This window comes from Roseateles sp. GW821-FHT09G09 (genome assembly GCF_059415965.1).
The window spans coordinates 420,940-433,377 of the sequence record NZ_JBWKOG010000007.1 but is presented as its reverse complement, the minus strand read 5'-3'; the positions used below and the strand labels follow the sequence as shown (position 1 = coordinate 433,377).

Annotated in this window: 11 protein-coding genes; 8 read left to right on the top strand and 3 right to left on the bottom strand. The window is 70.5% G+C overall.

Annotation, left to right across the window (positions count from 1 at the left end):
• The gene (locus tag AC07O8_RS20825; RefSeq protein ID WP_495049829.1) at positions 1-1,062 is read right to left on the bottom strand and encodes an SAM-dependent methyltransferase; all 1,062 of its coding nucleotides are present in this window, start codon (positions 1,060-1,062) and stop codon (positions 1-3) included.
• Between the two features lie 204 nt (positions 1,063-1,266).
• Here AC07O8_RS20825 and AC07O8_RS20820 point away from each other — a divergent pair, with 204 nt between their 5' ends.
• The 3 genes from AC07O8_RS20820 to AC07O8_RS20810 all read left to right on the top strand — a co-directional run bounded on the left by AC07O8_RS20820 (position 1,267) and on the right by AC07O8_RS20810 (position 3,474).
• Positions 1,267-1,665 carry a RidA family protein gene (locus AC07O8_RS20820; protein WP_495049828.1) on the top strand — a complete coding sequence of 133 codons (399 nt, stop codon included), beginning with the start codon at positions 1,267-1,269 and terminating at the stop codon, positions 1,663-1,665.
• A 75-nt stretch (positions 1,666-1,740) separates the two neighbouring features.
• Positions 1,741-2,235: a GNAT family N-acetyltransferase gene (locus AC07O8_RS20815; RefSeq protein ID WP_495049827.1), complete on the top strand. Its 495-nt coding sequence runs from the start codon at positions 1,741-1,743 to the stop codon at positions 2,233-2,235.
• A 51-nt stretch (positions 2,236-2,286) separates the two neighbouring features.
• Positions 2,287-3,474, top strand: a complete 1,188-nt coding sequence (locus AC07O8_RS20810; protein WP_495049826.1) for a serine hydrolase domain-containing protein — start codon at positions 2,287-2,289, stop codon at positions 3,472-3,474.
• Positions 3,475-3,498: 24 nt separating this feature from the next.
• Here the strand turns inward: AC07O8_RS20810 and AC07O8_RS20805 are convergent, their stop codons facing one another.
• Positions 3,499-4,416 (bottom strand): PEP-CTERM sorting domain-containing protein, encoded by a 918-nt coding sequence (locus AC07O8_RS20805; RefSeq protein WP_495049825.1) that lies wholly within the window; start codon positions 4,414-4,416, stop codon positions 3,499-3,501.
• Between the two features lie 154 nt (positions 4,417-4,570).
• Here AC07O8_RS20805 and trhA point away from each other — a divergent pair, with 154 nt between their 5' ends.
• Positions 4,571-5,242: a PAQR family membrane homeostasis protein TrhA gene (trhA, locus tag AC07O8_RS20800; RefSeq protein ID WP_495049824.1), complete on the top strand. Its 672-nt coding sequence runs from the start codon at positions 4,571-4,573 to the stop codon at positions 5,240-5,242.
• Positions 5,243-5,266: 24 nt separating this feature from the next.
• On the opposite strand, the gene AC07O8_RS20795 is transcribed toward trhA, so the two are convergent.
• Positions 5,267-6,775, bottom strand: a complete 1,509-nt coding sequence (locus AC07O8_RS20795; RefSeq protein ID WP_495049823.1) for a CapA family protein — start codon at positions 6,773-6,775, stop codon at positions 5,267-5,269.
• A gap of 243 nt (positions 6,776-7,018) precedes the next feature.
• Here AC07O8_RS20795 and AC07O8_RS20790 point away from each other — a divergent pair, with 243 nt between their 5' ends.
• The 4 genes from AC07O8_RS20790 (at position 7,019) to AC07O8_RS20775 (ending at position 12,346) form a co-directional block, all read left to right on the top strand.
• Positions 7,019-7,840: a hypothetical protein gene (locus AC07O8_RS20790; protein ID WP_495049822.1), complete on the top strand. Its 822-nt coding sequence runs from the start codon at positions 7,019-7,021 to the stop codon at positions 7,838-7,840.
• 109 nt (positions 7,841-7,949) lie between these two features.
• A complete protein-coding gene (locus tag AC07O8_RS20785; RefSeq protein ID WP_495049821.1) occupies positions 7,950-8,504 on the top strand; it encodes an ECF-type sigma factor in 555 nt (184 codons plus the stop codon).
• 40 nt (positions 8,505-8,544) lie between these two features.
• Positions 8,545-11,517 (top strand): serine/threonine-protein kinase, encoded by a 2,973-nt coding sequence (locus tag AC07O8_RS20780; protein WP_495049820.1) that lies wholly within the window; start codon positions 8,545-8,547, stop codon positions 11,515-11,517.
• Between the two features lie 82 nt (positions 11,518-11,599).
• Positions 11,600-12,346, top strand: coding sequence for a phosphatase PAP2 family protein (locus AC07O8_RS20775; protein WP_495049819.1), 747 nt, complete (start codon positions 11,600-11,602; stop codon positions 12,344-12,346).
• The last annotated feature ends 92 nt before the right edge of the window (positions 12,347-12,438 follow it).

Below are 12,438 nucleotides of genomic sequence, written 5' to 3'. Positions count from 1 at the left end.
TCAACGCCGCGGCGCGAAGAGGTAGTGGCTGACCCACCACTGCTGCCCGCGGTCGTAGCCGAAGAGTTCCTCGACGGACAGCAGGAAGAGGCGCCAGCGCTGCCACCACATCGGCGCGGCGGCGGCGCCGTAGACCGACTCGAACACCGGCCACAGCGCGGCGCGATGCGCATCGAAGCGCGCGAGCCAGGCGGCGGCGGTGCGCGCGTAGTGGCGCCCGTCCCAGCGCCAGCGTTCCAGCAGCGCGAGGTCGTCCTGGCACAGCAGCGCGAGGTCGTCGCTGGGCATCATGCCGCCGGAGAAGAAGTGCTGGCTCATCCAGTCGGTGGCGTCGCGCACCTCGAAGGCGTAAGGCGCCTCGCGGTGCGCGAAGACGTGCATGAAGAAGCGGCCGTCGTCGCGCAGCCAGCCGGCGACCTTGCGGAACGCGCGCGGCCAGTTGCGCAGGTGCTCGAACATCTCGACGGACACGACGCGGTCGAAGCGGCGCTCGAGGCTGCCGTCCTCGCCGAACGCGTTGAAGTCGCAGGTCAGCACGCGCAGGTTGCGCAGTCCGCGCGCCTGGGCCTGGTCCTCGATGAAGGCGCGCTGCGACGCGGAGTTGGACACGGCGAGGATCTCCGCCGCGGGGAATCGCGCCGCCATCCACAGGCTCAGCGAACCCCAGCCGCAACCGAGCTCGAGGATGGTCTGCCCGTCGGCGAGCCCGGCGCGTGCGGCGGTGGCCTCGAGCGCGGCTTCCTCGGCGCCTTCGAGCGTCTCGACGCCCTCCGGCCACCAGCAGCAGCTGTACTTGCGCTGGGGGCCGAGCATCGCCTCGAACAGCGAGGCGGGCAGCTCATAGTGCTGCTCGTTGGCCTTCTCGGTCTGCACGGCCAGCGGCGCGGCGCGCAGAGAGGCCAGGAAGGCCTGAGTCAACGCGGCGGCGGTTTCGTGGTCGTGGTGATGCGATTCGTCGAGACGCTGCCGAAGTAGGCGACGGATGCCCAGCCGCAAGGCGGCCTCCGGCAGCAGCCCGCGCTCGGCGAGCCGGACGGCGATCGAGGAAAGGTCGAGATCCATGGAGACGCCTGGAAGCGGAGGACGCTCGTTGTACGCAAGGAGGGGCGATCTGGATCTCCAGGCGTCGACGCAGGACCTGCGAGCCCTTCCACAGCCCCCACTGTTTGCCATCCCCAAACACTGATTGTGCGAACCGCCTGTTTATCGGCGCCTCGCGAATTCCTAAAGTGGCTGCATCCGCAATCACCTGGAAGGAATGCCTCCATGACCATCCGCGACGTCGTCTCCCCGCCCGACCGCCACGCCCTTTACGAGCTGCACCGCTACTCCCCGGCCATCCGGTCCAACGGCCTGCTGTTCGTGTCGGGCCAGGTCGGCAGCCGGGCCGACGGCTCTCCCGAGCCGGACCTGGACGCCCAGGTCCGTCTCGCGTTCAAGAACCTCAACGCCATCCTCGCCGCAGCCGGCTGCAGCTTCGGCGACGTCATCGACGTGACGGTGTTCATGGTGGACCCTCAGACCCGCTTCGAGCGCGCCTGGGAGATCGCCGCCGAGTTCTGGGGGGACGCGCCCTACCCGACCGCCACCGCCGTTGGCGTCACCTGGCTGGCGGGCTTCCAGTTCGAGATCAAGGTCATCGCCAAGCTGCCCGAAGCCGCCTGAAGCGGCCTGAAGCGGCCGGAAGCCGCCCCAAGCTGAGGGACACTGGGGTCACGTCTGACCCCGCCGAGCCCTCCGATGACCCGTACCGCGCGACGCCTCGCCCGATCCGAAGACCTCGAACCGGTCTTCGCGATCTACTCGCATCCCCAGGTCGTCCCCTACCTGACCTACGAGCCGATGGACCTCGCGTCCTTCGTGCCGATCCACGAGGAGCTCGTGCGCAGCGGCGCCTTCTGGATCTGGGAAGTGGACGGCGAGATCGCCGGCTTCTACCGCGCGACGCGTTATCCCGGCCGCGTGAGCCACGTGCTGCTGCTGGGCACCCTGGCGGTCGACCCTCGCCGACACGGCCAGGGCGTCGGCCGCGCCATGATCGACGACGCCCTGCGCCACTTCCGCGACGCCGGCATCCGCCGCGTCGAGCTCTACGCCGAGTCCGACAACGCCCAGGCGCTGGCCTTCTACCAGCGGCTCGGGTTTGTGGTCGAAGGGACGCTGCGCGACTTCTACAAACGCGCCGACCAGACGCACTACGTCGACGAGCACGTGCTGGGGTTGCTGCTGGTGTGATCGTGCCCGCGCCGGACCTTACAGTCCGCGCATCAACGCCGGGAACCCCAGATGACGGACAGCCCCTTCGACGCTCTCCACGCCGCCTTGCGCGCCGAGGTCGACCAGCAGTTCCTGCCCAACGTGGCGACCGCCCTGCTGCGCGGACGCACGGTCGTGGACCGGTTCTGCTACGGCGCCGCCGACCGCGAGGCCGGCATCGCGCTGCGCGAGGACCACCTCTTCCGGATGTTCTCCAGCACCAAGCTGATCACGGCTTGCGCCGTCCTGCTGCTGGTGGAACAGGGGCGGCTCGGCCTGGACGATCCTGTCGATGTCCATCTCCCCGAGCTGGCCAACCGCCGCGTCCTGCGCCCCGGCGCGCGAGACCTCTCGGACACGGAGCCCGCCCGCGCGCCGATCACCGCGCGCCACCTGCTGACGCACACGTCGGGCCTCACCTACGGCGTCTTCGATCCCGGCTCGCCGATGTTCGACGCCTACCACCGCGCCCGCGTCCTCGACCACCGCCGCGACCTGGCGGGGATGATGACGGCGTTGGCCGACCTGCCGCTGCTCTTCCATCCGGGCACGCAGTGGGAGTACTCGGTGTCCATGGACGTGCTGGGCCGTCTGGTGGAAGTGGTGAGCGGCGAGCGCTTCGGCCAGTTCCTCGCCCGGCACATCTTCGAGCCGCTCGGCATGGTGGACACGGACTTCTGGGTGCCGCCTTCGAAACGCGACCGGCTGACGGTGCTCTACGAGGGCGCCGACTTCAACGACCCCGACAAGCCCGGCCTGCCCCGCGTCGACGACAAGCCCTATGCCGGCGCCTATGTCCAGCGCGCGCCGCTGGAGTCCGGCGGCGGCGGGCTGGTGAGCACCCTGGACGACTCGATCTGCCTGATCCAGAGCCTGATCCCCGGCGGTCCGACGCTGCTCAAGCCCGCCACGCTGGACATGATGTTCAGCAACCAGCTTGCGCCGGGACTGCACGTGCGCTTCGACGACACGCCGCCGACACCGGGCAGACTGTTCGGCCTGGGCTCGGCGGTGCGCGCCTTCGCCGATCCGGGCGAGCCCGCCGAAGCGGCTGGGGAAGTCGGCTGGGGTGGACTCGCAGGCACGTTGTGGTGGATCAATCCGCGCCTGAACGTCGCGGCGGTGCTGCTGACGCAGCGCTACTTCGGCTACGCGCATCCGTATGGATTGAGGTTCAAGAGGAAGGCATATCAGGCACTGACGGCGTCCCCGCGATGACCGCTCTTGCATCACTCGATTCGTCTACTCACTGGCGGACCGCCAACGTCGCACATATCCCCGGGCGATCAACGCCAACGCACCCAGCCCCATCAACACGACGCTCGCCGGCTCCGGCACCACGGCGATCGCATACGAGCGCGCGTAGTCGAAGCCGCTGTCGGCGCTGAGTGCGTACGCGACGCTGCCGCCATCGGCCGTCGTGACCGAGCGGATGCCACCCCAGTAGGCGTTGACGTCAACATGGCCGCCCCCCGAGAGCCCGCCCTCGATGGTCGGCGATGACAGCGTCGTGCGCATGTCAAAGCTCAATTGGGCGGCCTGGCCCGACACGACGTCGGCAGTGACCTCGTACCAACCGAAGCCCGAATCGCCGCCGCCCAGCGGCCGGTCGCCATACAGGTAGGGCGAGGTGGTGCCGTCGCCGTTCGCGTAGGCCCCGGTGAACATCCGGGTCCCGCTGCCGTTGAGGCCCTGCGCCAGTTGCCAGCTCCAGAATCCGTTCGTGGTGTCGTAGCGGGTGGATCCCCCCGCGTCCAGCGTCAGCGAGGTGCTGCCCACCACCTGAATGCGATAGGTCACCTTCAGCGCCTGTCCTGCGACGCCGCTGTCGAACGTGAGTGCGTCTGACAGGCCCACGCTCGCGAACGTCGCGGCGTAGACCTGGGAGCCTGCGTAGGAGGCGGCGCTGGCAGCCTGGATCGTGCCGGGCCCGATGAAACTGCGGCCCGAGGCCCAGGCGCTGTACGTTCTCCCCGTGCTCTCGTCCACGCCCACCGCGGTGACGGTGGAGGTGACGAGCCCGACGCCGTCCACGTCCTTGGACTCGCGCTTGTCGGCCGCCGTGGTGATGACCACGCCGCCCGGCGTGAAGGGCTGCACTGGCGTCTGCGCCATGGCGCCGCCGGCTACGAAGACGGCGAGGATGCCGATCAGCTTCATGTGAGCGCTCCCTGGTTGTCGGAACGTCGACGATAGGAAGCGTGCGTGCCGCGTCCTGTCGCCGCTTCGCGGTGCGAGTGGGGATACGGACAGGTCCGCAGCTTGCCTGCGGCTGGACGCGTCGATGCGGTGTCGCACGCTGTAGCATCGGACCATGACTCAACGTTCCCTCCTCGTCGACCGTCCGCAGACCTTGGGCGAAGAGATCGCCAACGCCATCAGCCACGGGCTGGGCGCCCTGCTGGCCATCGCCGCGCTGCCCATCCTCGTGATCCGTGCGATGCACCACGGCGCGGTCGCGGACGTGGTCGCCGCGGCCATCTTCGCGTCCACCGGCATCCTGCTGTACGGCATTTCCACGCTGTACCACGCCCTGCCCGCCAAGCTGGCCAACGGCCGCCTGAAGGCGTGGCTGATGCGTCTGGACCATGCCGCGATCTACGTCTTCATCGCCGGCAGCTACACGCCCTTCACGCTGGGCGTGCTGCACTCGGGGCCGGGCGTGACGCTGCTGATCGCCGTCTGGGCCGCGGCCGCCTTCGGTGTCACGATCAAGCTGCTGAACCGGCTGCGCCATCCGCTGGTGTCGACGGCGCTCTACCTCGCGATGGGCTGGGTGGTGGTCTTCGCCATCGGCCCGCTGATCGAGCGCACCCCGGGGCCGGGTCTTGCGCTGCTGGTCGCGGGCGGCCTGAGCTACACGCTGGGCGCGGTCGTCTTCCTGCTCGACAACAAGCTGCGATACGCCCATTTCGTCTGGCATCTGTTCGTGCTGGGCGGCAGCGTCTGCCACTTCTTCGCGGCGCTGTTCTACGCCTATAGCTGACTCCGCCCGAGCGCGCGCTTCCGTTCAAGGCGCCGCCGCGCCCCGCCCCGGATGCGGCCGCCCCGCCGCATCGATGTGGACCTCCTGCAGGTGCCAGTCCTTGACGCCGTCCGCTGTGACCGTCATCCACAGGATCGAGCCGGTGTTGTTGTCCGCGTCCTTGAAGCCGTCGAAGACGAAGTTGCCCAGGCTGTAGATCACCGGCTTGCCGTCGATGATCTCGGTGTCCTGCCGGACATGCGGATGCGTGCCGACGACCGCATCCGCGCCGGCGCGCACCATCAGGCGGGCGAGCGCGCGCTGGCGGGCATGCGCCGTCTCGCTGTGCTCTTCGCCCCAGTGCATGAAGGGGATCACCACGTCCGCCTGCGCCCTCGCCGCCTCGATGTCGGCGACGATCTGCTCCTCGTCCGCCCACGCGATGCCGGGGCTGTCGGGACCGGCCTCGAACTGGCGCGGGAACATTTCGTTGTAGCCCAGCACGGCGATGCGCAAGCCCTGGCGCTCGAGGATGACGGGGCGATGCGCCGAGCGCAGATCGGTCCCGCCGCCGAAATGCGGCAGGCCGGCACGATCCAGCCGCGTCAGCATCTGCGCGAAGGCCGCCGGGCCGAAGTCCCCGGAATGGTTGTTGGCGAGGGACACCGCGTCCACGTGGCGCCGCAGCACGTCCAGCACGCGCGGATGGGCCCGGAAGGTCCAGGGTTTGTCGACCTGGCTGCCGCCCGTGGCGATCACGCATTCGAGGTTGGCGATGCGCAGGTCCGCGCCCTTCATAGCCCCCATGACGGCGGCGAAAGGATCGCGGCCTGCAGCGATCACGCGACCCGGACCATCCGCCAGCATGACGTCGCCCATCCACGCCACGCGAACCGCGGCCGCGCTCGGGGCCGGCCTCGCCACGCGGGACGACGAGGGGGCTGGGAGGGCGTCGTCGCCCGTGGCGTCGGCCTGGTCCCAGCCTGCCGGTGTCGCGCCCGGTCGCACCAAGGCGCAGCCCCAGGCCAGTTCCCGTCCGAGGCCCGGCAGATAGGCCCGCTGCCAGCCCGAGACCGTCGGCCGCCAGCGCCCCGAGGGGTCAATGACGGACTGCCCCGCCACCGACCAGCGACCTTGCGAGAGCACGATGCCTGGACCGTCGCCGCTCCGGCCCAGCGCCGTGACGACAACGCGGTCGATCATCTCGGCGTCCGGCGCGCCCGGCGATGCGCCCGCAGATGCGCCCGCCAATGCGACGGCGCGCAGCTCGAAGCTCTCGCCCACCTGGACCGTCGACGCGGACAGCGGATCGACGCCCGCCGCCACGCGCAGCGTCGCGGTGGTGCCGCTGGTGCGCATGCTGCAGAGCAGCTCGGCCGGCGCGGTCGATGCAGGCGATGCAGGCGATGCAGCCGATGCGTTCGACGCGGTCGCCACAGTCGACTGCGCAGATGCCGCATGACCCGATACCAGGCCGATAAGCACGGCGACGAGGACGGCGACGAGGACGGCATGCGGCCTCCGTTCCATCGAGAACCAGTCAACACTGAACATGGGCACTCCGCAAGGAAGAACAGCGAGATCAGGGAGCGCCGCGTCATCCCACTGCACACCGACGCGGCGCCTGCTATCTCCCTGAACGAAGTCCCGGACAGGCGCCGGACACGCAACGCTCACCGCAGGCCGATGCCCTTGTCCCCTGCTTGAGGTTCCGGCGGACTGTCCGTTCCGGCCCGCCCACCTCGTTCACCTGGACAGGACGGCGTGATTTCTCCCGCCGTCCCCAAGGGGGGCGCGATGGACGAGTTGTTGAAGGGCCTGCTGACGGCGGGCACGGTGTTGCTGGTGATGGCGGCGGCGCGCCACGGCGGCCGCCGGGTGGCAGGTCTTGTCGCCGCGCTGCCGACGGTCACGGCGCCGACGCTGGCCTGGCTGGCGCAGGACGAGGGGATGAGCTTCGCGATCAGCGCCGCGATCGGCAGCGTCGCCGCCTGCGCGATGCTGGCGGTCTTCGCGCTGGGTTATGCGCGCGCCGCCCGCCACGGCGGCGGCGCCATCGCGCTGGTCTGCGGGCTGGGCGGTGCGTTGACGATGGCGCTGCCGGCGAAGGCGGCCAGTGCCCATCTGAGCGCCGCGCTGATGCTGGCGCTCGGCAGCTGCGCCCTCGCCTTCGTGGCCATGCCCCGGCTCGGGGCGGAGATGGTGTCGAACGAGCGTTCCGACGGCACGACATGGCGCTCGATGGGGGGCGTCGCCGCGATGGCGGGCGCGCTCACCGCGATCGCGACGCTCTTCGGCCCCGCCCTCGGCGGTTTCGCGGCCGGGGTGCTGTCCTCGCTGCCGCTGATCACCGGCCCCGTCGCCATGGCGGAACACGCCCGGGGCGGTCATCGCGCCGCCGCGCACTTCCTTCGCGGCTACGTCGGCGGGCTTTTCTGCAAGGCGGCCTTCGGCACCTTGTTCGTCCTGCTCGCGCCCCGCACGGGGGCCCTCGCGGCGTTGTCGCTCGCCGGCGCCTGCGCGTGCCTGCTGTCCGCCGTCCGGTGGCGGCTGCCGTCGCTGAGCCCCGATCTGACGCCGCTGCGACCCCTGTCCCGCGCTGCGCGCCGGGCGGAGTGACACGAGATGACACCAACCCGTCAGGACTTGGGGACGCGCGGTGGGACGGACCGCCAGGAGCGCGCGCTACCATCGCCGTCACCAACCTCGTTTTGGACGGAAGCACGGCATGGGGGAAGTGACGCAGTTGATCGGACGGGCGCGCGAAGGCGACCGCGGCGCGTTCGACAGGATCTTCGAGCTGCTCTATCCCGAGCTCCGGCAGGTGGCCCACCGGCGCCTGTCGCGCGGCTCCGGCGACGACCTGATGGCGACGACGGCCCTGGTCAACGAGTGCTACCTCAAGTTCCTCCAGCGCGACACGCTGACGCCCTCGGACCGCGGGCACTTCCTGGCCTACGCGGCCACGGTGATGCGATCGATCATCGTCGACGCCGCGCGCCAGGCGAAGACCGACCGCCGCGGCGGCGAGGCCGAGCAGGTGACGCTGAACTCCGAGCTGATCGGCGCCCTGCCCGCCGCGTCCGACGAGATCCTGGCCGTGCATGCGGCGCTGGTGGATCTCGGCCGTGTCGACGAGCGGCTGGGACGCGTGGTCGAGATGCGCTACTTCGGCGGCCTGGAGGACGAGGAGATCGCCGAGGCGCTGGGACTGTCCGCGCGCACCGTGCGCCGGGACTGGGACAAGGCCCGGCTGCTGCTCGCGCACGCGCTGCGCGACTGACGATGTCGTCGCGGTTCGTCATTGCGCAGGGGATGACGGTATGACGACCCTCTCCCGATTCGAAGGCGACTGGCCCGCGATCAGCGCCCTGCTTGACGAGGCGCTCAACCTGTCCAGGCCGGCGCGCGAGGCCTGGCTCGAAGGCCTGATCGGCGAACACGCCGTGCATCGCGAGGCGCTGCGCGCCCTGCTCGCGCATCAGGCCGAGGTCGAGACCGACGACTTCCTCGACACGCTGCCGCGGCTCTTCGCGGCGGAGGGACCGGCCGGCGGCCTCGGGCCGTTCGACGGCGTCACCCCGGGGAGCAGCGTCGGCGCCTACCGGCTGATCGACCAGATCGGTCGCGGCGGCATGGGCTCGGTGTGGCTGGCGGAGCGGGCGGACGGCCTGATGCACCGCCGGGTGGCGCTGAAGCTGCCGCGCATCGTCTGGGGCGACAGCCTCGCCGAACGGATGGATCGGGAAAGGGAGATCCTCGAGACGCTAGCGCACGAACACATCGCGCGCCTGTACGACGCCGGCATCGACGCGCACGGCCGGCCGTTCCTGGCGATGGAACTCGTCGACGGCGTGCCGATCGACGCGTACTGCCGCGCGCATGCGCTGTCGCTGCGGGAGCGCGTCGTGCTGCTGCTGCAGGTGATGGCGGCGGTGGGGCATGCCCATGCGCGGCTGGTCGTCCATCGCGACCTGAAGCCGGGCAACATCCTCGTGACGCGCGAGGGCCAGGTGAAGCTGCTGGACTTCGGCATCGCCAAGCTGCTCGAGGGCGACCGCACGAGGCGCACCGCGTTGACGGAGTTCTCGGGCCGCGCGCTGACGCTCGACTATGCGAGTCCCGAGCAGATCCGCGGCGACCCGCTGGGCACGGCGAGCGACGTCTACAGCATGGGTGTCGTGGCCTATGAGGTGCTGGCGGGCGTGCGCCCGTACCGCCTCAAGCGCGGCAGCGCGGCCGAGCTGGAGGAAGTGATCGAAGCCGCGGAAGTGCCGATGGCCAGCGGCAACGCCCTCGCCGTCGGTCCCGGGGAGAGCGATCCCGGCGCGGATCGCGCGCTGCGCCGACAGCTGCGCGGCGACCTCGATGCCATCCTGAACCACGCGCTGAAGAAGTCGCCCGCCGATCGGTATCCGACGATGGAAGCGTTCGCGCAGGACCTGCGCCGCTGGCTGGCGGGCGAGCCGGTCCAGGCCAGGCCCGATGGATGGGCCTACCGCGCGGCCAAGCTCGTCCGACGGCACCGGCTGCCGGTGGCCGCGGGCGCCGTCGCGGCGATGGCACTGCTGGGCGGCGCCTCGGTCGCGTTGTGGCAGGCGCACCAGGCGGGGCTGCAGACGCAACGCGCGCAGGCCGAAGCGGCCACCGCGCGCGCCGTACAAGGCTTCCTGGAAGGCGTGTTCCGCGTCAACACGGCGGACCAAGCCGACCCGGCGAAGGCGCGCGACACGACCGCGCGCGAGTTGCTGGACCGCGGCGCGGAGCGCATCGACGCCGAGCTCAAGGACGCGCCCGCGGCGCGGCTGCGGCTGCTGACGGTGCTGGCCTCGATGTACCAGGACCTGGGCTTGTACGCGCGCGAGGTCGACCTGCAGCGCCAGCGGCTGACCGTGGCCGGCGCGCTGCACGGACCGACCAGCGACGAGGCGGTGCTGGCGATGGCGGCGCTGGCCAACGCCTTGGCCCAGGACAGCAAGCGCGACGAAGCCGCGGCGCAGTTGAAGGCAGCCACCGCCCTGCTGGATGCGCGACAGGACAACACCTCGCCGACGCGACTGCAGGTGGAGATCGGCCAGGCATCGCTGAACCGACGCGCGGAACCGGTCCTGGCGATGGCCTTCGCCGAACGCGCCTTGACGATCGCCCGCCGCGGCGACTCCAACGCCGACCTGCTGCTGGTGCTGCACATCCTGGGCGATGCGGCCCTGTACGACCGGTCGTTCGAGCGCGCACAGGCCGCCTACGCAGAAGCCGTGCAACTCTGCGAAGCGCATCCGCCGCTGGGCGCCGGCGAGCTGTCGCTGCTCTATGAATTCCTCGGGCATTCGCAGCGCGCGCTGGGTCGATACGCCGAAGCCGAGACCAGCATGCGCAAGGGCATGGAGGCGGAGGTCGCGCGCAATGCCAACGCGGTGCGCGTGGCGGAGACGCAGACGCACCTCGCGATCTTCCTCAACCTGGGCGGGCGTTTCCGGGACAGCCTGACGGCGCTCGCGCCGGCATGGCGCTGGAGCGAGACCGCGGCGGCCGATCTGCCGCAACGCCGCTGGGTGCGCATGTGGCAGGCGCGCGCGCTGGCGAACTACGGTCATGCGCAAGCCGCGCTGGCCGTCAGCAGCGACGACGTGGCCGTGCTGGGCAAACCGCATCCGGTGGACGGCATGGACGAGCAGGTGCTGACGGATCGCGCATTGGCGCTGATGAGCCTGGGTCGATTGGCCGAGGCGCAGACCTTGCTGGAGCGCCAGCGACAGGCCACGCCCGCGGGCAAGCCGCCGGGCAGGCTATACAGCCTGGCGCTGCGGCGCTGGCAAGTGCAAGGCGGTCAGGCGCGAGAGGCGCTGGCGGGCCTGCAGGCGCAGCGCGCCGCGAGGAAGGTGCCGCCCGCCCCCACCCCGAGCGAGCCCGTGACGGAGCAGGCCGAGTCCGCGTGGCTCGAACTGAACGCAGGTCATCTCGACGTGGCGGAAGCGCAGGCGCGGCAGGCGCTCGCCGCCATCGACCGCGGCGGGAATGCCGACTACCAACGGGACAACCAGGCCCTCGCCACGCTGGTGCTGGGTCAGGCCCTGCTCCAGCAGCGGAAGGCCGCGGCGGCGGAGCCGGTGCTGCAGGAGACCGTGCGACTGCATCGGCTGATCTACGACCCGGCGCTGAGCCCCGCGGTGGCGGAAGCGCTCGGCGCGCTGGCTCAAGTCAAACGCGCGTTGCGCAAGGACGCCGAGGCCGACCGCCTGCTCGAGCAGATCCGCGCCATTCGCGCCGCGCAGCGCCAGCCGGTTCAGCTGCCGTGATGGCGCGCGGCGATGTCCGCTTCGGGGTCTGGATCTCGTAATCAGGGATAGGCGGGCGACCTTGCCCGCGGCGGAGATCCCGATGAGTTATCCGATCACGTGGTCCGGCGGCGGCCAGACGTCCGGCAGCGGCGAGTCGACATCGCCATCGCCAGCGCCAGCGCTGACCCAGACCGAGACGCAGACGCGGACGCAGACGCCGGCAGCGACCGCGCTCCGTTGGCGCCCCCTGCCCTGCGGCGTGGCGACTTCGGCGGCCTACGTCGCGCTGTATGGACTGTCCAACCAGCTGACCAGCCTGCGCACCGACGTCGGTGCGGGCGTGTTCGCGTGGGAGCGCGCCATTCCCTTCGTGGGCTGGACGGTGGTGCCCTACCTGTCGATCTGCGTCTTCTTCGCGCTGTCGTTCTTCATCGACACGGACGCCGGGCGGCTGCGCCGCCATGTGATGCGGCTGCTCATCGTGCTGGTGGTGTCGGTGCTCTGCTATGCGGCGTTCCCGCTGCGCTTCACCTTCGAGCGGCCGGCGACGCAGGGGCTGATCGGGCTCCTGTTCGAGGTGCTCGGGCACTGCGACATGCCCTACAACCGCGCGCCTTCGCTGCACATCGGCGTGCTGGTGCTGCTGTGGGCGCGCTTCGCGCCGGTGCTGCGAGGCGCCTGGGCCGTGGGCCTGCACGCGTGGTTCGCGCTGATCGGGATCTCGGTGCTGACGACGTATCAGCACCATGTGATGGATGTGCCGGCGGGCGCGGCGCTGGGCGTCCTGGCGATCGTGCTCACGGCGCCGTCGCGAGGATCAGGGCGTGCATCAGGTCGGACGCCGTGAAGAAAAAAGACGCCGTGAGCCCGTACTCATCATGAATAAGGATGACGTGGTCGAGAGCGACATCGACACTTCTCCAAAGCAAGGGAAAGGGG

Bases quoted from the DNA above. Each gene is read 5' to 3' on its own strand.
- AC07O8_RS20825 (WP_495049829.1), bottom strand. From the start codon at position 1,062: ATGGATCTCGACCTTTCCTCGATCGCCGTCCGGCTCGCCGAGCGCGGG.
- AC07O8_RS20820 (WP_495049828.1), top strand. From the start codon at position 1,267: ATGACCATCCGCGACGTCGTCTCCCCGCCCGACCGCCACGCCCTTTAC.
- AC07O8_RS20815 (WP_495049827.1), top strand. From the start codon at position 1,741: ATGACCCGTACCGCGCGACGCCTCGCCCGATCCGAAGACCTCGAACCG.
- AC07O8_RS20810 (WP_495049826.1), top strand. From the start codon at position 2,287: ATGACGGACAGCCCCTTCGACGCTCTCCACGCCGCCTTGCGCGCCGAG.
- AC07O8_RS20805 (WP_495049825.1), bottom strand. From the start codon at position 4,416: ATGAAGCTGATCGGCATCCTCGCCGTCTTCGTAGCCGGCGGCGCCATG.
- trhA (WP_495049824.1), top strand. From the start codon at position 4,571: ATGACTCAACGTTCCCTCCTCGTCGACCGTCCGCAGACCTTGGGCGAA.
- AC07O8_RS20795 (WP_495049823.1), bottom strand. From the start codon at position 6,775: ATGTTCAGTGTTGACTGGTTCTCGATGGAACGGAGGCCGCATGCCGTC.
- AC07O8_RS20790 (WP_495049822.1), top strand. From the start codon at position 7,019: ATGGACGAGTTGTTGAAGGGCCTGCTGACGGCGGGCACGGTGTTGCTG.
- AC07O8_RS20785 (WP_495049821.1), top strand. From the start codon at position 7,950: ATGGGGGAAGTGACGCAGTTGATCGGACGGGCGCGCGAAGGCGACCGC.
- AC07O8_RS20780 (WP_495049820.1), top strand. From the start codon at position 8,545: ATGACGACCCTCTCCCGATTCGAAGGCGACTGGCCCGCGATCAGCGCC.
- AC07O8_RS20775 (WP_495049819.1), top strand. From the start codon at position 11,600: ATGAGTTATCCGATCACGTGGTCCGGCGGCGGCCAGACGTCCGGCAGC.